General features: G+C 32.8%; 22 protein-coding genes, 1 other RNA gene and 1 pseudogene. 5 read left to right on the plus strand and 19 right to left on the minus strand.

The window, feature by feature from the left end:
- Positions 1–75 precede the first annotated feature (75 nt).
- Together I6U48_RS10885 and I6U48_RS10890 are read right to left on the minus strand one after the other, a co-directional pair.
- On the minus strand, positions 76–780 hold the full coding sequence (locus I6U48_RS10885; protein ID WP_246615293.1) for a histidine phosphatase family protein: 705 nt from the start codon (positions 778–780) through the stop codon (positions 76–78).
- A 199-nt stretch (positions 781–979) separates the two neighbouring features.
- Positions 980–1,444 (minus strand): hypothetical protein, encoded by a 465-nt coding sequence (locus tag I6U48_RS10890; protein ID WP_218320488.1) that lies wholly within the window; start codon positions 1,442–1,444, stop codon positions 980–982.
- 584 nt (positions 1,445–2,028) lie between these two features.
- On the opposite strand from I6U48_RS10890, the gene I6U48_RS10895 reads away from it, so the two are divergent.
- The 4 genes and pseudogenes from I6U48_RS10895 to I6U48_RS10905 all read left to right on the plus strand — a co-directional run bounded on the left by I6U48_RS10895 (position 2,029) and on the right by I6U48_RS10905 (position 4,102).
- Positions 2,029–2,715, plus strand: coding sequence for a hypothetical protein (locus I6U48_RS10895; protein ID WP_218320489.1), 687 nt, complete (start codon positions 2,029–2,031; stop codon positions 2,713–2,715).
- Between the two features lie 71 nt (positions 2,716–2,786).
- Positions 2,787–2,987, plus strand: coding sequence for a PhzF family phenazine biosynthesis protein (locus I6U48_RS29625; protein ID WP_246615294.1), 201 nt, complete (start codon positions 2,787–2,789; stop codon positions 2,985–2,987).
- A pseudogene (locus I6U48_RS29630) lies at positions 2,924–3,160 on the plus strand (PhzF family phenazine biosynthesis protein); the annotation flags it as partial. The gene I6U48_RS29625 and the pseudogene I6U48_RS29630, both read left to right, overlap by 64 nt.
- 264 nt (positions 3,161–3,424) lie before the next feature.
- Positions 3,425–4,102 carry a uracil-DNA glycosylase gene (locus I6U48_RS10905; RefSeq protein WP_218320490.1) on the plus strand — a complete coding sequence of 226 codons (678 nt, stop codon included), beginning with the start codon at positions 3,425–3,427 and terminating at the stop codon, positions 4,100–4,102.
- A 152-nt stretch (positions 4,103–4,254) separates the two neighbouring features.
- Here the strand turns inward: I6U48_RS10905 and I6U48_RS10910 are convergent, their stop codons facing one another.
- The 9 genes from I6U48_RS10910 to I6U48_RS10950 form a co-directional block, all read right to left on the minus strand.
- Positions 4,255–5,571 carry a gluconate:H+ symporter gene (locus tag I6U48_RS10910; protein ID WP_218320491.1) on the minus strand — a complete coding sequence of 439 codons (1,317 nt, stop codon included), beginning with the start codon at positions 5,569–5,571 and terminating at the stop codon, positions 4,255–4,257.
- A 222-nt stretch (positions 5,572–5,793) separates the two neighbouring features.
- Entirely contained in the window at positions 5,794–7,512 is a 1,719-nt protein-coding gene (gene ilvD / locus I6U48_RS10915; RefSeq protein ID WP_218320492.1) for a dihydroxy-acid dehydratase, read from the minus strand.
- Positions 7,513–7,959: 447 nt separating this feature from the next.
- Entirely contained in the window at positions 7,960–8,640 is a 681-nt protein-coding gene (locus I6U48_RS10920; protein ID WP_218320493.1) for a FadR/GntR family transcriptional regulator, read from the minus strand.
- A gap of 68 nt (positions 8,641–8,708) precedes the next feature.
- Positions 8,709–9,344, minus strand: coding sequence for a TetR/AcrR family transcriptional regulator (locus I6U48_RS10925; protein ID WP_312890969.1), 636 nt, complete (start codon positions 9,342–9,344; stop codon positions 8,709–8,711).
- Positions 9,345–9,365: 21 nt separating this feature from the next.
- Positions 9,366–10,598 (minus strand): efflux RND transporter periplasmic adaptor subunit, encoded by a 1,233-nt coding sequence (locus I6U48_RS10930; RefSeq protein WP_218320494.1) that lies wholly within the window; start codon positions 10,596–10,598, stop codon positions 9,366–9,368.
- 54 nt (positions 10,599–10,652) lie between these two features.
- Positions 10,653–13,016 carry an ABC transporter permease gene (locus tag I6U48_RS10935; protein ID WP_218320495.1) on the minus strand — a complete coding sequence of 788 codons (2,364 nt, stop codon included), beginning with the start codon at positions 13,014–13,016 and terminating at the stop codon, positions 10,653–10,655.
- The gene (locus I6U48_RS10940; protein WP_218320496.1) at positions 13,016–13,723 is read right to left on the minus strand and encodes an ABC transporter ATP-binding protein; all 708 of its coding nucleotides are present in this window, start codon (positions 13,721–13,723) and stop codon (positions 13,016–13,018) included. Before I6U48_RS10940 ends, I6U48_RS10935 begins: the two co-directional genes overlap by 1 nt.
- A 188-nt stretch (positions 13,724–13,911) precedes the next feature.
- Positions 13,912–14,391, minus strand: a complete 480-nt coding sequence (locus tag I6U48_RS10945; RefSeq protein WP_218320497.1) for an S-ribosylhomocysteine lyase — start codon at positions 14,389–14,391, stop codon at positions 13,912–13,914.
- A gap of 243 nt (positions 14,392–14,634) precedes the next feature.
- Positions 14,635–15,579: a G1 family glutamic endopeptidase gene (locus tag I6U48_RS10950; RefSeq protein ID WP_218320498.1), complete on the minus strand. Its 945-nt coding sequence runs from the start codon at positions 15,577–15,579 to the stop codon at positions 14,635–14,637.
- 341 nt (positions 15,580–15,920) lie between these two features.
- On the opposite strand from I6U48_RS10950, the gene ssrS reads away from it, so the two are divergent.
- Positions 15,921–16,112, plus strand: a non-coding RNA gene (gene ssrS, locus I6U48_RS10955) — 6S RNA.
- Positions 16,113–16,165: 53 nt separating this feature from the next.
- Here the strand turns inward: ssrS and I6U48_RS10960 are convergent.
- The 8 genes from I6U48_RS10960 to dhaL all read right to left on the minus strand — a co-directional run bounded on the left by I6U48_RS10960 (position 16,166) and on the right by dhaL (position 23,201).
- Entirely contained in the window at positions 16,166–17,086 is a 921-nt protein-coding gene (locus tag I6U48_RS10960; RefSeq protein ID WP_218320499.1) for a bifunctional helix-turn-helix transcriptional regulator/GNAT family N-acetyltransferase, read from the minus strand.
- 233 nt (positions 17,087–17,319) lie between these two features.
- Positions 17,320–17,655 carry a cupin domain-containing protein gene (locus I6U48_RS10965; protein WP_218320500.1) on the minus strand — a complete coding sequence of 112 codons (336 nt, stop codon included), beginning with the start codon at positions 17,653–17,655 and terminating at the stop codon, positions 17,320–17,322.
- Between the two features lie 31 nt (positions 17,656–17,686).
- A complete protein-coding gene (locus I6U48_RS29635) occupies positions 17,687–18,055 on the minus strand; it encodes a DUF1667 domain-containing protein (protein WP_312890970.1) in 369 nt (122 codons plus the stop codon).
- A gap of 12 nt (positions 18,056–18,067) precedes the next feature.
- Entirely contained in the window at positions 18,068–19,333 is a 1,266-nt protein-coding gene (locus I6U48_RS10975; protein WP_218320501.1) for an NAD(P)/FAD-dependent oxidoreductase, read from the minus strand.
- On the minus strand, positions 19,314–20,813 hold the full coding sequence (locus I6U48_RS10980) for an NAD(P)/FAD-dependent oxidoreductase (RefSeq protein WP_218320502.1): 1,500 nt from the start codon (positions 20,811–20,813) through the stop codon (positions 19,314–19,316). Before I6U48_RS10980 ends, I6U48_RS10975 begins: the two co-directional genes overlap by 20 nt.
- Before the next feature lie 340 nt (positions 20,814–21,153).
- Complete coding sequence (locus I6U48_RS10985; RefSeq protein WP_218320503.1) at positions 21,154–22,101, minus strand: GlcG/HbpS family heme-binding protein; 948 nt, start codon at positions 22,099–22,101, stop codon at positions 21,154–21,156.
- Positions 22,102–22,150: 49 nt separating this feature from the next.
- A complete protein-coding gene (gene dhaM / locus I6U48_RS10990; protein WP_218320504.1) occupies positions 22,151–22,540 on the minus strand; it encodes a dihydroxyacetone kinase phosphoryl donor subunit DhaM in 390 nt (129 codons plus the stop codon).
- Between the two features lie 22 nt (positions 22,541–22,562).
- Positions 22,563–23,201 carry a dihydroxyacetone kinase subunit DhaL gene (gene dhaL, locus I6U48_RS10995; protein WP_218320505.1) on the minus strand — a complete coding sequence of 213 codons (639 nt, stop codon included), beginning with the start codon at positions 23,199–23,201 and terminating at the stop codon, positions 22,563–22,565.
- Positions 23,202–23,226: the final 25 nt, after the last annotated feature.

The raw sequence follows: 23,226 nt of genomic DNA on the forward strand, positions 1-23,226 counted from the left end.
TTGATAAAAAGTTTTTATAGTGCTGAAGCTTGGAAACATATACCGGAGTGTAAGTCAACTTTCGGCCGTGGACACCTATAAACTCATTGCTATTTTCATAGCTTTCCCCTTCTGACTATAACTATTGTCATTTATAGATTCGACTTTAAAATTTCCATTTTCATATATGACTTTAGATATGCTGGAGTTGTCCATTTTTCTTACGTTAAAACTTTTATCTAAATAATCAATAATTAATCTAATTATTCCTCCGTGAACTACTATAAGCACATTTTCTACTCTTTCACTGGAGTTTTCTATGCATATACCCTCTATGCTTTTCATCACTCTTTTTATTACTGTATCATAATCTTCTGCTTCACTCGTCTCATCTAAGGCAGCACAGGAGTTGCAGTATTCCTTTTGAAAATCATATTTTTCTTCTGCCTCTTTAATGGAACTTACATTGAGATAAGTAAGTATATCTCCCAGCATTATTTTTTCAAGCTCTCCCTCATACTTTCCAAAATGAACTTCTCTTAAACTTTCAAGTTCTTCTAATTGTAAATTGTCACTTGCTTTATTTTCTTTCATAACAATTCTCGCAGTCTTTACCGCCCTACCTAAATCACTACAATAAACTGCTTTAAATCTAATATCACTAAGTCCAAGACCAACACTTGAAGCAATCTCAATTCCTTCCTTAGTTAAAACTCCATCACACCATCCTTGAGTTCTTTCAGCTCTATTTAAAATAGTTTGTCCATGTCGCATTAAATATAGAATAACTTTATTACTCATTTTTACCTCCATAATGAATTAAATAACACATATTAATTATAACAATGAATTAAAAGCAACTTAACCTTTTATATTAATTATTTTCTATACTTACATAAGTGTAACGTATTTTCACCTTTTTATCAAAATTCATTAACTTTAACCAACATAAAAAAAGTAACTATCCTTTGATAATTACTCTTTTTCTTATATTAATATTTTAAACAGCCTGCAGTGCATCTTCCTGCATCTTCTCTAAATATTCACAAAGATCCTTAAAATCTTTTAACCAGTGAATTCTTGCTAGTTCTCTTAAATCTATAACAATTCCTGTGCTTTTTTGTTTTATGTATTCCATATTGTAAAGTTCAGTTTCCACAAGCCCCTTCTTGCAATCGTAAATACACGGTACATACTCATCCCAATGCTGCTCAAAATATTTGACTTTCGCAAAACATAAACGATTTATGTGAAAAATCATTCCAAGAGGTGTTGCTTTCATTGCAAACTTATTACTGAAATATTCTTGGACTGGATATTTTTCTTGATGTCTCTCCCAATAGAAACGAGAATTAGAACGTAAATCATACTTGTCTAAGACTTTGCACTTTTCCGGACCTAACTTCTCCCTTAAATATTTTTCTCTAGCTTCATCTGATAAGGTTTTTAATGCATCATAGTCCAAAATATCATCTCCTTAAAGATTATACCTTGTTAAAATGTATAAAATAAACTACGACTCCTATGTTAATAAAAATCCTAATTTCATCATAAATAAAGGAGCCCTGTAAATATAATTAATTTTATGATATTATCATAACAATCCTCAGTATATTTGTCTAATAGCTTATTCCAATAGTCTGAATTCACCTTATTCTAAAATTTTATACTAATCTCTTATTATGACTAAGGTGCTGTCGCAATAAATATCCAAACCAGACACTTAACTCATACGCAGGAAGGTATTTACATTCTGGATAGCACATTAAATAGTTTTGTTATAAGTCTTAGCGAAGTATTTTAGAAAATCTTCGGACCTTTGATATGTTTGAGGTACGAGTTTATCAAAAGTTCCTAGATTTTCAAAATACTGAGTTTTAGGCTTATCAAAAGTATTTATGTTGCTGAAAGAATGTAAATATCTCCCGGAGTATGAGTTAAGTGTCGGCGTTGGACGTTGCGACAGCCCCATTTTATTTTGAACAATTGTATTATATACTGTTTGTATAGAAATTTTTTGAAAAACTTTGGATAAGGGGGCTTTATCTTATGAATGAAGATAAATCAAAAATAGAATGGGATTCTTTAGTATACCATATAGAATTCAATCTTGATAAAAAAGTACATTATGATACTGAATATAGTAAAAATTTAATTCGTCACTGCAGCATAAGCAATTTGCTAAGGGATTATGATGACGAATTATTAAAACACGATGTAGATTATTGGGTCAATTTAATATATGGAGAACGTGAATTTATATATAAATATTTAGAAGTGTATAGACGACTAAAGGATTTTTATAGTATACCTGAAAATATTATTGAGTATTTAAAGATTAATTACTTTAACAAAAATTATAAGCAAAAACTGATAAGTGCGTCTTTAAAGAATATCACAGATGAAGTTCTAATAAAGTATTATGGAGCTACAGATATCCATATATACAAAATAGGAACTAAAACTAATGATGTAATACAAGAATTCACTATCAATTATATAAAAGCTAGAAATCCTGTTGAAGCCAGACTGGAAGCTGAAAAAGCATATGGTTTTAGTGAAAAAATAAATGACTTATCCTTTTCAGGTGATCCCATACATGTTTTCGTAGAACAAATACTAGATGTGAATTTAGAATATAAAAGAATAAGTGAAATTAAGACGGACATAGAAGCTTTCATTTTAAGGAAAAAACGTTTGCAAGAAAGACTTGAGGACTTGATGCTAGAAAACTAAAAAACTTAATTTACATTACTTTTAAATCAAGTTATGTTATAACTATATATAACTCTTTAGGGGGATCCATTATGAAAATACAAGCCTATAAATTAAATTCATTTGCAAAATCCATTGAAGGAGGAAACCCGGCTAGCATTGTATTAAATGCCGATACTCTATCTGAAAATGATATGAAAAAGATAGCCGGCATCCTTGGTTTTAGCGATATGATATTCCTGAGGAATCGGCTACAGGCACTTCTAACGGTGCTCTTGCTTGTTATCTATTGAAATATGGTAAAATAACCTGTGATGAAGCTGAAAGCATCGTTTTTGAACAAGGTTATTCTATGAAAAAGCCGTCAGAAATAATTGCGTCTTTATCTATTAGAGATGGAAAAATAATAGAAGTTAAAGTTGGGGAAAAAGCATTAAACTTGTCTGAAATCGAAGTAGACTTATAGACATACATTTTCAATGGTATTATAATCATTTGTTATCGGCAGTATACAAGGCTAAACATTATCTGAATTTACAATTTCGTTGTTTAAATATCCTGTATTGTTACATTTTTTTCATAACTATGATATTATTATTATGTAAATTTAGCTAAAGAATTTCTTTAAATCAAATCTATATGCGACAAAGTATTTTTATATTGAGTTTAATTTATGATTTAAACTCAATGTATTGCGCAAACAAGTTTAGAAATTAGGAGAGTGATACTATTGTCTGTTAACATAAAAAACGATTGGCTGGGATTATTGGAAGATCAGTTTCAAATGGATTATTATAAAGAATTAAGAACCTTTTTAATACATGAATACAGGTCTAGAACCATCTACCCAGACATGTATGATATATTTAACGCTTTAAATTATACTTCATACAAGGATGTAAAAGTAGTTATACTAGGTCAGGACCCTTATCACGGTCCTAATCAAGCTCACGGCCTTAGTTTTTCTGTTAAACCTGGAGTACCTGCACCACCTTCCTTAATTAATATCTATAAAGAATTGCAGGATGACCTCGGCTGTTTTATTCCTAACAATGGATATTTAAGAAAGTGGACGGAGCAAGGTGTGTTGCTTTTAAATACCGCTCTTACAGTGAGAGCAGGCCAAGCAAATTCTCATAGAAACAAGGGTTGGGAAATATTTACCGATGCTATTATTTCTATATTAAATAAAAGAGAAATGCCTATAGTTTTTATTTTATGGGGAAGTAATGCTATTTCAAAAGAAAAACTTATAACAAACAAGAGTCATTACATAGTGAAATCAGTGCATCCAAGTCCTCTTTCTGCTCATAGAGGTTTTTTCGGAAGTAAACCTTTTTCAAAGACTAATAATTTTTTAAAGTCTATTGATGAAACTCCTATTGATTGGCAAATTCCAAATATATAAGCTATTCGTTGCTTATTGGGTTATAGACACTCACGGCCGACATTTAACTTATGCTCCGGGATATGTTTATATTTTCTAAAGTATTACCAATAATTCTCATAGTATAAGTCTACTTTCGGCCGTGTTTATCTATCAAAACCAATTACTATATCTTAAACAAATATATTTATAACTAGCACTCCTACTAATCCCATAACAGAAATTATGGTTTCCATAACAGACCAAGATGCTAATGTCTCGCCAATACTTAGATTGAAATATCCTTTAAATATCCAAAATCCTGGGTCGTTAACATGGGAGAATATAAGGCTTCCTGCACCCGTAGCAATTACCATTAATGCTGGGTTTACATGAGTTGTTGCAATAAGTGGAAGCACTATACCCGACGTAGTCATTGCAGCCACAGTTGCAGAACCTAAGGATAGACGAAGTATTGCTGCAACTACCCATGCTAAAACTAAAGGTGACATATGTGTTCCAGTCATAGCTGATGCTATGTATTTCCCTACTCCACTGTCGATTAGAACCTGTTTAAAAGCTCCACCTCCAGCAATTATCAGTAAAATCATTGCAATTCCACTAATTGATTCAGCTAATATATCCATTACTTTAGTAGTTTCATGACCTCTGCTAACACCTAAAGTGAATATTCCTATAACTACTGATATAAGCATGGCCATAGCTGGGTTACCTAAGAACTCAAATAATGATCTAATTGATGAAGTCTTCGGTAAAGTCATTTCACAAACAGCTGCAAGAGCCATTAATATTACAGGAACAATAGCTGTAAAAACGCTAACTGCAAAGCTTGGCATCTCTTCTTCTTTGAACAATTTAGGATTGAATAATCCCTTTGGAGGTTCTTTTTCAAACCTTTTTAAGAACTTTGAGAAAACAGGACCTGCAACGATTACAGTAGGTATTGCTATTATAAAACCATATATTAAAGTCATGCTAATATTTGCATTGTATATTGCTGCTATAGCAGTTGGACCAGGATGAGGTGGCAAAAATCCATGTGTAACAGATAAAGCCGCTGCCATAGGTACTCCGATATATAGAAGAGGTAATTCAGTAGAAGCAGCTATAGTGAAAACTAATGGAATTAGCAGAACGAAACCAACTTCATAAAACATCGCTAATCCAACAATAATACCTGTTATAACAACTGCCCATTGAATGTTTTTCTTTCCAAATTTATGTATAAGTGTTGATGCAATTCTTTGAGCTGCTCCTGTATCTGCAATAAGTTTTCCAAGCATTGCTCCAAAACCCAAAATTAAAGCAAGACCTCCTAGGGTTCCTCCAACACCATTTTGAACAGATTGTATTACTTTAAGCGCTGGCATACCTTCTGCTATACCAACAACTAAAGAAACTACTATCAAGGATATAAATCCGTTAACTTTCAAACCAATCATTAAAAATAATAATAACGCAACACCAATTGCTACAATAAGTAATGGCATATTCTTATCCTCCCTAAATAACTTAATTTTTTAATTTATTATTATTTGAATTATTATAATTCTTGTTATTTGTTTAACGAATAAAATACGTCAACATTTTAATAAATTAATATTTTCTAACTTTTTAAGTTAGAATAATTCTATATATATTTTGATATACTAGATATACTATTAATAAATAATAGTATATCCAAAATAAAATTTACGTTTTGAAATACAAATTTACTCCATGTATCCACCTTTCATAGGTGATACTGCTCTTTTGGTATAAATCGCCAAGGCACCCTTAGTGTATTTAGACTGTGGCTTTATCCATTTTTCTTTTCTGTTCTTTAGTATTTCTTCTATTTCCTTTGTACTTTTTTCTTCACTCTTTATTCCTATAATGTCAAGACTTCTAGCTGGAATATCTATTTTTATAAGATCACCATCTTGAACTAGAGCTATCGGGCCACCCTCACTTGCTTCTGGCGAGACATGTCCTATTGCTGGTCCTCTAGTAGCTCCTGAGAATCTTCCATCTGTAATCAATGCTACGGATTTTATCAATTCTTCATCAGATGCAATTGCCTCAGTAGTGTAGAACATCTCTGGCATACCCGATCCCTTCGGCCCTTCATATCTTATAAACACCGCATCTCCTGGATTAACTACTCTTGTTAAAACTGCCTTTAAGGCCTCCTCTTCGCAATCAAAAACTCTAGCTTTTAATACAACTTGTCTCAATTTTTCAGATACAGCTGCATGTTTTACTACTGCTCCTTCTGGTGCTAAATTCCCCTTAAGAATTGCTATAGCTCCCTGCTCTTGTATAGGATTTTCCTTAGTTTTTATTACGTCTTCCTTCTTAACTCCAAGAACCTCCAAGAATTTGCTGCTTCTTTCATAGTAATTACTATTCTTTAGATCTTCTAAATTTTCTCCTAATGTCTTACCTGTAACAGTAAGAACATCTAGGTGTAAAAACTCTTTAATTTCTTCCATTATTGCAGGTACTCCACCAGCATACCAGAAGTATGATCCAGGATAAAACCCACTTGGCCTTATATTTAATATGTATGGAACTTTTCTGTGGATTTCATCAAATAATTCTGGTTCTATTTCTATTCCTAATTCATGTGCAATAGCTGGAATATGAAGCAAGCTGTTACTTGAACCAGCAATAGCTGCATGTACCATTATAGCGTTTTCAAAAGCCTTTTTGGTCATTATATCAGATGGTTTTATATTCTTTTCTATAAGTTTAAGAGTATATTCCCCTGCGCGTCTTGCTGTCATTTTAAGTTCATCTAAAGTAGCTGGAATTAATGCTGTTCCTGGAAGAGCAATACCTAAAGCTTCTGCCATTACCTGCATTGTTGAAGCCGTTCCCATAAATGAGCAAGCTCCACAACTTGGACACGCATTATGTTTATAGTATGTTAACTCTTCTTGAGTTATTTCTCCTTTTTCATGCTGTGCATAATATTTTCCTATTTGCTCTAATGTAAGCATATTAGGACCGGCATTCATAATTCCGCCAGGCACTAATACTGCAGGCATGTCCAATCTAGCGATAGCCATAAGATGAGCTGGCATGGATTTATCACAACTTGCCATAAACACTCCGGCATCAAAAGGAGTAGCTTGTACATGTATTTCAATCATATTTGCCATCATTTCTCTAGATAAAAGCGAATAGTTCATTCCATCATGTCCTTGTGCTTCTCCATCACATATATCAGTTACAAAGTACTTGGCTGCTCTTCCACCTTTTTCAGTTATACCTTGAAAGGCTTCCTCTACTAAAACATCTAGATGAGCACTGCCTGGGTGGCTGTGTCCAAAGCTGCTTTCTACTATTATTTGTGGCTTTTCAAGTTCTTCTACCTTCCAACCTGATCCTAATCTTAAAGAATCAAGTTCGGGAGCCTTTTTTCTTAATTCTTGACTTTTCAACATTTGCAAATCACCTCATTATTTAACTTGTATTACATCTAATTAAAATCAATCACTTTATTTCACTAATAATGTGATTTTTATTTTTATTAAACTTGTATTACAACCTTGTTTAAATATTACTATGAAAACGATTCGTAGTCAATACCTTTTTTAATATAAAATTTAATTTTTCACACAAAGCATTTCAAATCTCCAACAATCGCTGCAATAAAGCCATTTCTATTGCATTTCATAATAGTATGGATTATTAAGACGACTTTTTTAGTTGTAATACAATTAATTTATATGGCATTAAATAAGTTTTTGAACCAACACTTATTTTTCATTTATTAACAATAAGTTTCGCATAGTAAAACACCCTTGTAATACAACTTGTATTGCAAGGGTGTTTTATATAGACAAACTAACCTAAAAGTTAGTTCCTCTTATATTAACTTATTATAATCTTCACTCATATTTAATAGCTTTTATATCTTTTATAGTTCTCTGTAAATGCCTTACCATATAAATCTCAGCTAATTCAGAATCTCTATTTTTTATAGCATCCAAAATAAGTTTATGCTCACTCAATCCACCAGAAGGACCTAAAGTTTTATATAAGGCTCTCTGATGATATTCCATTAAATTTCTTAATATCTCATTTACCTTTATGATTAAAGAATTTTTGCTTCCTTCTGCTATTTTCATATGAAAATTTAAATCTTCTTCAGTAAATTTCTCAATATCTTGTCGATCCTCAACCATTCTTTCATAAATTTCTTCAATTTTCTTTATTATGTCATCACTGCACTTCTCCGTACACATTCTAGCTGTTTTAGGTTCAGTAATAAGCCTAAATTCAAGAATATCTATATAGTTATCTTTATCTAAAGTTATCATAGGTATCAAACTGTTCAGATATATTGATGGTTTTAAATCATTTACAAAAGTACCTTCTCCCTGGCGCTTACTTATAATATTTAGAGTGGCCAGTTTCTCTATCGCTTCCCTTACAGATACTCTACTAACATTCAGTTCCTTACACAACTGAGGTTCTGACATAATCTTTTCACCAGGTTTCCATTCGCCATCAAATATTTTTTCTTGTATTATTTTGAAAACTTTGTCGCTTGTTTTAACTTCTTTCATGTTATATTCTCCTAGACTAATTTATATTTTTGCTTACATATTATAGACATCCAAAGCCAACACTTAACTTATTCGACCGGATATATACCGAACTTTAAAATATCCATACATTCATTGAAATCTTTCATGATTTTTTCTGCATCATTAAACACTTCATCTACTGGTCTATTTTTATACTCTTGAAGATATCTATTAGAAATTCCATCTGCACACATCATTATAAGCTCTATTGCTTTTTGCGAATCGATATCTTTTCTAAACTTTGATGTATCTATGTCCTGAAAAAATTGAGGCATATTCTTTTCATAGATATCATTGTACCTTTGCGTAAGCTCTGGTTCGAGTGATTTAGGCATATTAGAAATTGCTAAAAGAATTAATTTAATCATATTAGGCTCTTCATGAAATGCCTTCATTTTTACTATGCTGCTCCACATAATTCTTTCAAAAATATCTTTTGGTTCTTTTTCTTTCATGGAATAATACCTATTAACTAATTTATTTATACAATAATCAAATATATATAGAAAAAGAGTTTTCTTATTTCCAAAGTAATGGAATAATATTCCCTTGGAAATATATGCCTTCTTAACTATGGAATTTGTAGATGCTTTATCATAGCCATAAAGTGCAAACTCCTCAATACAAACATTTAGTATTCTCTGTTTTTTTTCATCTGGTAAGCTTTCAAATTTATCAATCACTACAATCTCTCCCACTTTTCATTACAGCTTAATCTTCATTCCTTCTTTTATGTTGTTATCTGGATTGCTGAGTATTTTTTCTCCTGACTTTAATCCACCTACTATCTCAATAATCTTTTCACTCTCAATTCCCTTTTTCACTTGCCTTATAATAGCTTTACCGCTATCTACAACAAATACGCAGGTACTGCCCTTATAGTCAAACAAAGCACTATCCGGTACTATTAAAGTATTATTCTTAGCTTCAGTTACAATTTTAATATCTAAATCATAGTCTGGTTTTAATAATGTCAAATCACCACTAATCTCTATAGTTACAGGTACTCTTTTTTGGTTTACTCCTAAGGAAGAGGTTATTTCTTTAGCTTCTGGTGCTATTTTAATAACTTTTCCCTTTATTAATGAACTTCCAATAGCTTTTCCGCTAACTTCTACCTCATTACCTATTTTAACCTTATAAACATCATCAGACAATATATTTGCCTCAAGTTCTAAACTTTTAGTATCTCCTATCAAAAACGCTGCTGTTCCTGCTGTACCTGGCGCATTTTTATCTACCATTTTCTCTAAAATAACTCCATCAACCGGTGCTACAACTTGCTGCTTTTCAAGGTCTCTTGTTACACTGTCTCTTAAAATTACTGATTGCTCAATCTGAGCTAGATATTGACTTTTTACATAATCAGGTGTTCCCCCTTTAATATCTTCTAGTTGATAATTTGCAGATTTTAGAGCTGCTTCAGCATTTTTGTATTCATCCTCAGAATTATTTAATTCCTGTTTACTTATGCTACCTGAAGCATAGAGTTTCTTTTTATTATTCAAATCTCTTGCTGCAGCTTCATAAGTAACTTTAGCAACATCTACGGCCGCCTGTGCAATTTCTATTTTATTTACACTATTAGAAATATCAGTACCCTGGAGTTCGGCTTTAGCAGCTTCAATTTTTGCATTTGCATCTTGAAGCTTCAACTCCAGATCTCCCTTGTCCATCGTTAAGAGTACATCGCCCTTTTTTACAGAACTACCCACACTAACCTTTATGCTATTTATTTTTCCCGAACCTTCAATATAAACTGTTTGTTTTCCACTACTTTTCACAGTAGCCGTATCTTCTACATACTGTTTAATTTCACCTTTTGCTACAACTGTTGTCTCTACCTTTTGTCCTCCCTGTAACTTTACATATGCTAGTGCAGCAAATGTACATGTTATTATTGCCCCAATTACCAACACCGCTTTTTTACTTTTCATATTACACCCATCTCCCTTATCAAGTATAGAAAATGCATCCAGAAGCCTATGCCTTTACTCTTTATTCTTTAAAACTTCTATCATATCAATTGTTCTTATTTTGTTCATCAAGATAAAATTAGTTAGAACAGTGAAAGAAAATATGAGAACTACTGTAAAAATATACGTCTTAAAGTCAACGACATATGGAAAACTGTAAGAATCCATACTGCTTGCTGCCATCATATATGCTCCAAGCCATCTACCAAGAGGCAAGCCTATGACTATTCCAAATATAGTAATTGCATAGTTCTCATTAAAAATCAATTTTTTAATTTCCTTATCTTTAAATCCCAATACCTTTAAAGTAGCTAATTCTCTTTGTCTTTCAAAGATATTGATAGTAGCAGTATTATATATTACGGCGATAAGAAGAATTGCAGCAAGCATAATTAATCCTCCTATGGAAGATTTTAGTGATCCCATGCTCTTCAGAAGAGCATTCTTGGAATCTGTCTTTGACTCTACAGAGCTTATAAGCTTCATTTCTTCGAGCTTACTCTTAACCTCATCTTCAAAGCTATCCTTATCCAGCTTAATCACCGCAGAATTAGCAACCCTACCTTCTCCAAGTATACTCTTTAAATTATTCATAGAAGTATAGATGCTTAGCCCTAGATATTGAACTACTACTCCCTTTACGATTACCTCTTTCTTTTCTTTCCCTGGATAAAAAAACTTTATATCTACACTTTCATAAGGCTTTATTCCCAAAGTATCTGCAAGCTTTTCAGATATAAGTATTCCGTTCTCTGGCAAAACAACGCTTTTATCATTTTTATCTTGAACTGTATACATTTGAGGATTTTTTATAAGTGCAGTAAAGCCTACATCCTTGCTTCTCCAGCCATTTGATATTTGAACTCCTGTTTCAAGTACTGGTTCTATTGCTGTTATATGAGGAATACTCTTTATTTCATTTACCTCTTCTAAACTTATCAATTTTGAAAAGTTAACCTTTATATCATAGTTCTGTATATCTCCATACTGCCTATCTATCATAAAATCAATAGAATCTTTCATACTAAAGGCTACTACAAGTATTGCCGAGGAAAATATAATTCCGAGTGACGTCAATAATGCTCTTTTTTTATTTCTGAACAAATTCCTTAATATTATCTTCCAAAGATAGCCAATATTTGTCCACAATACTTTAATATTTTCAATAAGTACCTTTTTACCAACCTCTGGCGACTTAGCCTTCATGGCTTCACTAGGCATAATTTTGAAAATCCCCTTACAAGAATGATAGCCTGCAAAAACACAGAAGAACAACGTTAATAAGGAAGCAGGAAGTACAAGTTCTCCATAAACTTTCATACCTTCAAGAGGCAAATTAAAATATTCATTAATAAGTTTAGTTAGTCCTACCCCCATATAAGTTCCAAGTATAGAACCTATTAAGCTTCCTGTTACTGCAACAAGCGCCGAATAACTCATATAATAAGCTAGTACTTGTACATTAGTAAAACCTAGAGCCTTAAGCACTCCTATCTGTGATCTTTGATTTTCCACCATTCTTCCCATCATAATATAAATAATAATAGATGCAACTGCAAAGAACAGAATAGGAAAGCTACCTCCCATAGCCTTCAACTTTTTTATCTCTTGTGATAGCATCATTGCACTTGTCTGTTCTTCCCTGTCAATAACACTTTTTACTCCATAGTTTTTTAAGAATTTTTTTATGTCATCTTTTGAAGCTTTAATATTACTGCCTTTAGCTAATTGGATGGAAATACTATTTATAAATCCTTTGGAATCAAAAATTGCTTCTCCAAAGGATTGTTTGATATATATTACTCCAAATTTTTTGCTATCAGATATCAACTGGCTGGAGTCCTTCAAAGTATACACGAATTCCGGACTTTTAGCTGAACCAACAATCTTTAATTTTATTTTATTTCCGCTCACTATTGGATAGATATAATCTCCTAACTTTAAGTTATTCGCTTTAAAAAACTCCTGATCTACAATACATTGATTGCTATCCCCCTCTGAAAAATACCTCCCAGATTTTATCACTATGTCATTTACTATATCTTTTTTTACATCAGGAAGAGTAATAAACCTTAAAGTAGCATTTTCATCTGAAATATTTATACTGGCATCTTTAACTATTCTTGCAGAAGCTTCCTTTACATAGGGAAGTTCTTTTAACTTTTCTTTTATACCTATAGGAGCTTTGTAAAGATCTACCCAAATATCTGCCATTCTATATTCTTTATAATATTTATCACTAGAATTCGAAAGGTTTCTGAACATAGAATTTATTCCTGTATAAAAAGAAACTCCCAAAACTACAATAATCAAAATAGAAATAAACTGTCCTTTTGATTTTTTTATATCTCTAAGTAAGTTTCTGAATAAAATATTCATCACCATTCAATCCTTTCAGGTGGCTCAGGATTATCATTTACAGTCACAGATTCTACAGCACCGCTTCTAACTCTAATAACCCTGTCAGCCATAGCTGCTATACCAGCATTATGAGTAATAACTACTATTGTTTTATTCATGATTTTATTGATATCATAAAGAAGTTTCAAAACTAACCTTCCTGTATTATAATCCAGTGCTCCTGTAGGTTCATCACATAGAAGCAGCAATGGATTCTTTACAAAAGCTCTTGCTATGGCCACCCTTTGCTGTTCTCCCCCAGAAAGCTGTGCTGGGAAATTTGATGACCTCTCACTTAACCCCACTTCTTTAATAATATCCTTAGGGTCTAAAGGATTATCACTTAATGCTTTAACCAATTCAACATTCTCCAGTGCCGTAAGATTAGGCATTAGATTATAAAATTGAAATACAAATCCTATATTTTTTCTTCTATATATAGTAAGCTCATTATCCGAATACTTAGTTATATCTTTTCCATCTACATAAACTTCTCCGGAGGTAGGCCTGTCCATCCCACCTATTATATTTAATACTGTACTTTTACCTGAACCACTTGGACCAAGCACAACAACAAATTCTCCTTTAAAGATTTCAAAATTCATGCGGTCAGAAGCCTTTACCCTTACTTCTCCCATGGTATATTCCTTTATAACATCCCTAACTGCTACAATAGGCTCTTTCATTTGATATCACCTCATTTGAAGTTTTTGACCCACTGGTCAACTTGACGATATTATACTTTCTTTTGACCATATAGTCAATATAATATTAGTCTTGGCTATAAAAATTAATTTTTTATAAATAAAAATCCTCTGTAAACTAAAACCCCTGCTGCTTATATGCAACAAGGGTTTGTAAAAATGTTTTTTTATTAGTCTGGATAGTATAAATTTTTATCAGTTATATTTAATAAAACTTCATTTAAATATTTATTAGCAAGATATTTTGCCATAGGTAAATTCATATCTAAGTAATTTCCACAATCTCTTGCTGAAGCACCAGGTACTTCTCCTTCAAAGTTCGCAATAAAGCTATACATTTCTATTAATAAAGAAATTATATCTTTTGACTCATAATCTCCACTTAAAAGTAAATAAAAACCAGTTCTACAGCCCATAGGACCAAAGTAAACAGTTTTTGAGCCATATTCACTATGGTTTCTTAAAAAAGTTGCAGCTAGATGTTCTATTGTATGCATTTCTGCAGTATTCATAACAGGTTCTTCATTCGGCCTAGTCATTCTAAGATCAAAAGTAGTAACAACTGACTCACCAACTTTGTCCTTTCTTGAAACATAAACTCCAGGATATAGTTTCAAATGATTTATAGTGAAACTTGTAATCTTCTCCATTTGTTCTCCTCCTAATTTGTCTGAAATTACTTTATTTAACCATTATAATAATTATAATAGTATTGCATATTCATTTGCAACACTTTAATTATAAATGGAATCTTAATCTATCTGAGGATCAGCAAAACCCTTAAAAACATTACGTGGAAAAACACTAATAATATCAATATTATGGATAAAATTCTATGAATTTTAACCCGTGACCCTCATAAATATCATTAACCTAAAAAGTAATTTAGCAGCTTAATTCCAAGGAAAGTATACCTTAATACGTATCTGGATAGGTTCTGGAATTCCTCTTATTTCGCGTCCAGATGTGGAATTAGTCGTTGTAATAGTTGTAGTTGAGAATGATTTTCCATCGCTTCCAAGTTCAGAAGGTGAAATCATTATGGAATTTCCATTACTTGACACCATAGCAACGGGTTGGACATTGTTACCAGGGGCATTCAATGCTCCGCCATTAACCATAGCAGATTGATATTTTACAGTTCCCATATTTGCCAAAGGAACTAATTTGCTATTTGCATCGGAAGGATCTTCACTAATCCATTCTGCTGATGTTCCGATTCCTTGAGCATAAGAAGAATCTAATGTTGTAGATACGGTTTGAGTTTCTGTTTTACCATCAGGTGTATTGGCAGTAAATGTTAAACTCCATGTTGAATCTGATGAATTAGATATACTAACATTAATGGTTGAACCAATCGGAACACTCATCACATCCTGAGCAACATCCGGCAACTTTTCCCAAAACACCTCTGCCACAGGTTGACCATTTTCTATTTCTTCTACTGTTCCCATTTGTAGAAGATCTTCAGAACTTACTCCTCCTAATCCAATCCATTGCGCTGCTACTGCATTCTTTTTGCTTGCTGAAACATTAGGGACTGTCCAACTGCCAGAAACACTGGTATAAGCATTGCTAGAAGTTGGAGTAACTACGTATCCCGCCCAATTATTAGATTCTTGTATATTGTCAGGAAGGCTTGTCTTAGTCACAGTTATAGCACTCTGTGCTTGACCTTGTGGCGAATGAGTCCAATTATGCCTTCGGGAATAACTCGATAAAACATATTGTTTGCTATTGGCAGGCTTCAATGAAATTTCACCGAAGCTAGATCCAACTCCAAATCCCACTAATGCCACCAACGATATAATTTGAATCTTTTTCAACACAGATATCATTGCCTGTTCTCCTTTCTAAAACATATAGTAATACATTAAAATAAGGGACTTTCCAATCTCTATAGTATTAGTTCAATGTATCCACACAATAACTAAATTGCCGATTATTCCCCTAATTAATACCTTCATTTTACAACTTTTATGTGTCAATTATGTTACAAGAAAATTAAAAAATATTTAATTAGACATATATTATATTAAGCTACTTAAGGAATAAACTTCCATAATTTAAACCCTTGCAATGGCACTTTAAATGTGTTATTATAATCTCATCAAAGGATAATAACTACTTCTAGTAAGTAATTGTTACCCCTAACACTAATAAAACAATATATAGTATATGATTTCTGAGATATTCGCTAAGCTCTTATTTTGAACCTACATTTAAGCTTCGGGAGTTCAACATTTAGATGAGGATATGTACTTTCTTGTGAGTCCTTTTATGGCATTGAAGGCGATAGATGCATCTGTGAGAATACCCACCTATCGAGAGATAGGTGTCAAAATTAGAGTACCGATATTTTGGATATAATTTACGAATTTAAAGCCAATGCTTGATTTTATGCATTGGCTTTTTACTTTTATATTATAAGTCTAGATTCCAGCGTTCTTCCTTTGTAACCTCTTTGCGCCAAGTATTATTTTCTTGTGTTTCTGTAAGTTTAAAACCATAACTTTTATAAAGATGTCTAGCAGCTCCTAATAGGTTAACAGTCCAGAGAAATACATGCTTATAATTCTTTTCTTTACAAAAATCAATCACCACTTTCATTAGTTCGTGCCCTAACCCCTTACCTCTCATCTCAGGCTCAATAAGGAACCAACGAAGCTGTGCTGTATTTTCATCTACTCTAACAATTGCTATTTCTCCTACCACTTTTCCATGATCTTCCGCTACCCATATGTTTTCTCTACTTTCATCAAAGTTCTTATCAAATTCGCGAACTATTTTCTCTACGTAATCGCCAAAGCTTGAACTAAACCCATATTCTAAAGCATATAATTCTCTATGTCTTTTTATTATGTGTTCAATATCCTCTGATTCAAATCTTCTTATTTTAACGGGACTAATATCTGGCGATAAAATTCTTGTAACATAATTCATTGCGTTAACCAATTTTTCTTCTTCATCTTCCGTTAAAGGATTTATTAGTTTTTGAATCTGATTGTTAGATTTTTCTTCAAGGCCTGCTAATATAGATTTACCTTCAGAGGTCAAATGTAAAATAACCATCCGTCTATCATCAATGGAGTTTTCCTTAGTAATAAGCCCACTTTTCTCAAAGCGCTTTAGAATTCTGCTCATATATCCTCTATCTATATCCAATTTATGTATTAAAATATTAGCAGTGCATCTATCAATCTTATCAATTTCAAGAAGAATACGAACCTCTGTTAATGAATAAGAACTATCAAGTATATGTTGATTCAACAATCCAAGTACATTTGTATAAAATCTATTAAACCTCCTTATTTTCTTGATTGCCAAATCATGTTTATCTTTCATAAAACCACCCCTATTTAGTATTTATTCCCTTATTATGATTAAGTATATATTATTTAGTTGACAAAATCAACTAAATCTTCATTTCAATTTTTACTAGTTAGTTTCTAATTATTATTCCTCCCTATCCAATCCACTTAACATAAAAAAAACATTCGCTCATACGATCAAATCGAAAAAGCGAACGCTCAAGTGCAAATACCTAAAGCCTTTGACTTAAATTTATTTTGATATAATTATTTTATTGCTGCATGAAACCAGAACACTTTTATCGGCTTTGATGCAGGATCTCTTTTTAATGCATGTACCATTCCTGCTGGAACCATAATTGCTGTTTCAGGCTCAATTGGAAACTCACTATCTCCAACTTTAGCCCAGCCTGTACCTTCAAGTACTAGAAAACCTTCCTGATCATCATGAATTTCATTTGTTGACCATTCAGTTTTTGAGTGGATGCTTATCCCAGTTCTACAGCCTGCTACACAGCCATTTTTTTCTCCTAGCAAATAATAACTTATATATGGTTCTTTTCTACCTTGTTCCACATCCTTCAACCTTACACAATAGTTCATAATTTTACCTCCCTTGTTTGAATACATAAGTCTATATTCTATCTATTGTTTCTGTGGATATAAGATCTACTCCTGTTTGTGCTATATTAGCTTTTATAACAGTTCCCAGCTTAATAGGGGCTTCAATTTCTATCTTATTTATTTCAAACATACATTCAAATATCTTGTTCTTAAGTATAGCATCCCTTGTTTTAACAGAAATAACGGGTAATTCACCAGATTTAATTCTAACAGTACTAGTTACTGTCCTTTTAGGTGCTGTAAATTCATTTTGTGCATAGTCAAGTCCATTCTTACAACCATAGCCATCAATGTTTTCTATAGTTTTTCCTTCATGACTAATAGCAATGTTGCATCCTTTTGGACAACCAATGCAAATTATCTTTGTCTCTTCAATCACCTTTTTCACCCCCTATTTTGAAATAGAAACATCAATTGTATCTAAATTGTTTGAGAAAAGCTTTTCAGGCAAAGTAACCGTTATCATAGAGCCAGGAGTTACTATTTCTTTTTTAATGTTTAACAATACTTTGCTATTGTTATCTTTTACCACTAAACTTACATTATTATCAGGATGTTTTACACGCATATAAAGCTTTACATTTTTGGTATTCACATCATCAACTTCTATAATTTGCGGAACAACATAGCCAATATTGTTTCCATGTGTCACATTTATCTTTTTTTCTCTTAGTTTCAAATCAGTATTTATATATTCCGATGCTGCCTTACCTGCAATCTCACCTTCAGCAGTTACATTATCAACTAAGTCATGAACATGAAGTACATTTCCGCAGGCAAATACCCAAGGTACATTTGTCCTTCGTTTTTCATTAACTATCGCTCCCCTAGTTACTGGATCAAACTCAATACCTATTTTCTTAGATAATTCATTTTCTGGTACCAATCCTACTGAAAGTAGCAAAGTATCACATTCAATATATTGTTCTGTTTCTTCAATTGGCTTTAAATCCTTATCGACTTCAGCAATTGAAACTCCTTCTAATCTTTCTTTACCCTGAACTTTGGTAATAGTATGATTTAATAACAATGGTATATTAAAATCATCCAAGCACTGCACCTTGTTTCTAATTAGTCCAGTTGAATAAGGCATTATCTCAAGAACCCCTTTAACATTAGCACCTTCTAAGGTTAATCTTCTAGCCATAATAAGACCAATATCACCGGAACCTAAAATAACTACTTCTTTTCCCGGCATATAACCCTCAACGTTCACATACCTTTGAGCAGTTCCAGCTGACATAACTCCTGCTGGTCTATCTCCAGGTATAGTTAACGCTTCACGAGTTCTCTCTCTACATCCCATGGCTAAAACAAGAGCTTTTGTAATAACTTCAAATAATCCATCAACACTGTTTTCAGCGATTATTTTTTTATCTTCAAGTATATCTATTACCATTGTATTAAGTTTTACGTCTATATCAGTTTCTTGAACTTTATCTATAAATCTCTCAGCATACTCGGGGCCTGTAAGCTCTTCTTTAAAATATTGAAGACCAAAACCATTGTGTATACATTGTTCCAAGATACCGCCTAAGTGAGTTCCACGTTCACAAATTAATATTTTTTTAACTCCATTTTTTTTAGCTTCCAATGCAGCTGACAATCCAGCAGGTCCTCCTCCAACTATTACAAGATCATAATTTAATCTTTTCACAACCTTCTCCTCCCATCTTTAAAGTTGGTTCTTTAGTTTTTGTTATCAATATATATGAACCCTTTCCTTTTTTCGTTATATTTAGAGGAGAAACCTTTAATTCTTTACTTAATATATCTAATACCCTTGGACTACAGAAACCTCCCTGGCATCGTCCCATGCCAGCCCTTGACCTACGCTTTACTGCATCTAAATTTGTTGCTGGAATTGGACGGTGAATTGCATCTATTATTTCTCCCTTGCTGACTGTCTCACATCTACAAATGATTGTGCCATAATCAGGATTCTTTTTTATAAGCTCACTTCTTTCCTCATATGAAAGGTCTTTTAGTATTACTGGTTCAGGACGATCCTTCCTATAGTTTTTTCTCTCAGTAAAGTTCAAATCATAATTCAAGCCTCTGACTAAATCCTCAACCATTCTTGCTATAGCAGGTGAAGATGACAATCCGGGTGATTGAATTCCTGCTACATTTATAAATCCTTTAACAGTTTTAGCACATTCGATAATAAAATCTTCGGAAGTTGATGCTGCTCTTAGCCCTGAAAAAGTAGTAACAACATCTCCCATTCTAGGCAGATCTGGAAACATATGCGAAATTGTATTTACATATATTTCTTGAAATCCTTCATAGGTTGTAGAAAGGTCATCTTTATCGTCTATTACCGTTGCATTAGAACCTCCTAAAATATTTCCTTCTGTTGTAGGTAATATTATCATTCCTTTTGAAACTTTGCTTGGAGCAGAATATATAACATGCTTAACCAGGTACCCCCACTTTTTATCATATAAAAAGTACTGACCTTTTCTAGGCTTTATTTCAAAATCAATATCTTCAACCATAGCTGCAATTTTATCCGCATATAAACCGGCTGCATTTATTACAACTTTAGCTTCAACTACTCCCTGGCTTGTTTCAACTGCCTCTACTTTTTTATCGCTTATAATAATGTTCTTAACTTCAGTATTTAATAATACTTTTGCCCCATTAATTACTGCATTTTCAGCCATAGCCATTGTTAATTCAAAAGGGTTAATTAATCCTGTATTAGGATTCAATAATCCAAATTTTGCTTCTGGATTTAAATAAGGCTCCAGTTCTAAAAGTTCATCTTTGCCAACAATTTTTAATCCTTTTATTCCATTTTTGTTTCCATTTTCTAGTTGTTCTTTCATTACCTTCAGATCATCATCATTAAATCCTACAACAATTGAACCTGCATCCTTCACATATTGCACATGCAAATCACTGCATAATTGCTCAAAATAGGGGTTTGCTTCTAAAACTAATTTTCCTTTTAATTTATGAGCATCTACATTATAACCATCATGTACCATTGATGAATTTGCTTTACTTGCCCCCATACAGATATCGCTTTCTTTTTCCACCAAGGTTATGTCTAAGTTATATTTGGACAATCGATGTGCAATTGCTGCTCCAATTACACCACCACCAATTATTAAAATATCAGTTTTCATCCTCCACTCCCCTTTTCATTTTTAGCTGTTTAGTAACGATGGCACCTATCAATCTATTTGTTGGTTTTATTATATTGCCTTGACAATTAGCTATCAATATGGAGAATATTTTCACTAATAAAGGGGCTGTGCACTTATAAATACGTCAGAAAGTTGACTTATACGCAGGTATATGTTTCCAAAGCTGAAGGCACATATAAAAACTTTTTAATCAATCTTAGATTTTCAAAATACTGAGCTTTAGATTGATAAAAAGTTTTTATAGTGCTGAAGCTTGGAAACATATACCGGAGTGTAAGTCAACTTTCGGCCGTGGGTGTCTATAAGTGCGACAGCCCCTTTATTTATTTAATTCTGAATTATATACCTCTAATGCAGCCTTGCATACTATCATATCTTCTTCAACACTGCCGCCGCTTACTCCAACACCACCTATAGTCTTTCCATTGTACACCAATGGATATCCACCACCAAATACGATCATTCTTGGTACATCTTGAATACCATACAATGATGTTCCAGGCTGAGCTACCGTTGCTACTATATCCGTTGAAAGCTTAAGAGTAGCTGCTGTATATGCTTTGTTCAATGATATTTCTCTGCTTATAAGTAAAGCTTCCTCCATTCTTTGCTCTAAAATTAAATTTGCACCTTTATCTACTACAGAAAACCACATTGGTACACCTATCTCAACAGCTTTTTTCTCAACTGCTATAGCCATTTTCCTAGCTAATTCAAGATTCACCCCATAATCGGTTATTTTTTCACCAGTTATTTTTAAATCTTCTGACGGAATTATTGCAGCATCTTCCTTTAATTCTTCTACAATCTCTTTAAACTTAATCAAGCCAGCTTCTGCTACTGACATATCTTCTTCAACTGAACCACCACTTACACCAATAGATCCAATAACTTCGCCATTTAATATTAATGGGAATCCACCACCAAAAATAATTATATTACTATTATTGTGTATACCATATAAAGGTGCTCCAGGTTGAGAAAGCTCCGAAAGTTTACTGGTTGGCATTTTTAATGCTACAGCAGTGTATGCCTTGCCCTGTGATATTTTTTCACTTGCTAATATTACCCCTGCCATTCTGTTAATAGAAATTAAGTTGGCATCTGCATCATCAATAGTAATATACATAGGAACTTTTATTTCTTTTGCTTTTGCTTCAGCTGCAGCTGTAATTTCCTTAGCAAGAGCTAAATTCATAATAGACCTTGCTACTTTGATTTTAGTATTTTTTGCCTCAGTTATAGGTAACATTGTATCTTTTTCCATTAATAAAACTCCCCTTACATTATATTATCCACTTATAAACAGTACACTATTAAGGCATTTTCCCAAGACACATAGTTTTAAGATTATCTTTTATTTCTTCTATACTTTTTTCTAGACTGCAGTCAACAGCTGCTGATACTGCTCCCTCAGCAAGTGCAACATCAACAATATGGACTTTGCTTTTCATATGCTCAGGAAGATACTCTCTGGCCATTTCTGCATTCATAAATGCACTTCCCAAATCAAAAAGCATAATAACACCATCATCTGAATATACATCGAATACTGCTTGTGATATTTTCTGCATATCCGTTCCAAGTGTCTCAAATTCAGTGCCACCAGCTGCTGCAATGGCAACTTCTGGTACCATTTGTCCCGCAAGTTCCTTTACTCCCTCAGCTAATTTAGCACTGTGCGATATTATGACCAATCCTACCATATCTAAAAGCCTCCTCTAAATACTATTGTAATTTCTTTATTTCCTCATAGATCACATTCAACATTAAATAGCTTGAAGTAGCTCCCGGATCTTGGTGAGATATACTCCTATCTCCGAGGTAACTTGCTCTGCCTTTTGTTGCAATAATAGTCTTTGTATATTCTACTCCTGCTTTTGCAGCTTCCTTAACATCAAATAATATATCCACGGTCTTTTTATTTTCACTAATACCAGCCTTCAGTGCATTGATAGCTGGTATAATAACATCAAGCATGGTTTTTTCGCCTGCTTGCGCCTTTCCCCTGTACATTATTCCCTCCAAAGCTGCTTCCATAACTTTTAATAGATCATTTATATCTAATTCTTCATTATTTTGCACTACAACTGCTGCTTTCATAAATGCAGTACCATAAAGCGGACCTGAAGCGCCACCAACAGTTGCTACAAGTGTCATACCAACCACCTTAAATATATCACCAATTTTATTAATGGTATTAGTTTTAAGTTTCTCTCTGACAGCATTAAAGCCTCTGCTCATATTAATTCCATGATCTCCATCACCTACAGCCGCATCAAGATCAGTTAGAAATTGTTTATTTTCATTCATAACATCATCTATTCTATTTAAAATTTCAATTACCTTTGAAGAAGTTATGCTCATATTTATTCTTCCTTTCTGTTGGAAT

Source organism: Clostridium thailandense (assembly GCF_019207025.1).
GTDB classification, from domain to species: Bacteria; Bacillota; Clostridia; order Clostridiales; family Clostridiaceae; genus Clostridium_AM; species Clostridium_AM thailandense.

Bases quoted from the DNA above. Each gene is read 5' to 3' on its own strand.
- dhaM (WP_218320504.1), bottom strand. From the start codon at position 22,540: ATGGTAGGATTGGTCATAATATCGCACAGTGCTAAATTAGCTGAGGGA.
- ilvD (WP_218320492.1), bottom strand. From the start codon at position 7,512: ATGTTGAAAAGTCAAGAATTAAGAAAAAAGGCTCCCGAACTTGATTCT.
- I6U48_RS10960 (WP_218320499.1), bottom strand. From the start codon at position 17,086: ATGAAAGATAAACATGATTTGGCAATCAAGAAAATAAGGAGGTTTAAT.
- I6U48_RS10985 (WP_218320503.1), bottom strand. From the start codon at position 22,101: ATGGAAAAAGATACAATGTTACCTATAACTGAGGCAAAAAATACTAAA.
- dhaL (WP_218320505.1), bottom strand. From the start codon at position 23,201: ATGAGCATAACTTCTTCAAAGGTAATTGAAATTTTAAATAGAATAGAT.
- I6U48_RS10935 (WP_218320495.1), bottom strand. From the start codon at position 13,016: ATGAATATTTTATTCAGAAACTTACTTAGAGATATAAAAAAATCAAAA.
- I6U48_RS10930 (WP_218320494.1), bottom strand. From the start codon at position 10,598: ATGAAAAGTAAAAAAGCGGTGTTGGTAATTGGGGCAATAATAACATGT.
- I6U48_RS10885 (WP_246615293.1), bottom strand. From the start codon at position 780: ATGAGTAATAAAGTTATTCTATATTTAATGCGACATGGACAAACTATT.
- I6U48_RS10945 (WP_218320497.1), bottom strand. From the start codon at position 14,391: ATGGAGAAGATTACAAGTTTCACTATAAATCATTTGAAACTATATCCT.
- I6U48_RS10895 (WP_218320489.1), top strand. From the start codon at position 2,029: ATGAATGAAGATAAATCAAAAATAGAATGGGATTCTTTAGTATACCAT.
- I6U48_RS10910 (WP_218320491.1), bottom strand. From the start codon at position 5,571: ATGCCATTACTTATTGTAGCAATTGGTGTTGCGTTATTATTATTTTTA.
- I6U48_RS29625 (WP_246615294.1), top strand. From the start codon at position 2,787: ATGAAAATACAAGCCTATAAATTAAATTCATTTGCAAAATCCATTGAA.
- I6U48_RS10920 (WP_218320493.1), bottom strand. From the start codon at position 8,640: ATGAAAGAAGTTAAAACAAGCGACAAAGTTTTCAAAATAATACAAGAA.
- I6U48_RS10940 (WP_218320496.1), bottom strand. From the start codon at position 13,723: ATGAAAGAGCCTATTGTAGCAGTTAGGGATGTTATAAAGGAATATACC.
- I6U48_RS10980 (WP_218320502.1), bottom strand. From the start codon at position 20,813: ATGAAAACTGATATTTTAATAATTGGTGGTGGTGTAATTGGAGCAGCA.
- I6U48_RS10965 (WP_218320500.1), bottom strand. From the start codon at position 17,655: ATGAACTATTGTGTAAGGTTGAAGGATGTGGAACAAGGTAGAAAAGAA.
- I6U48_RS10950 (WP_218320498.1), bottom strand. From the start codon at position 15,579: ATGATATCTGTGTTGAAAAAGATTCAAATTATATCGTTGGTGGCATTA.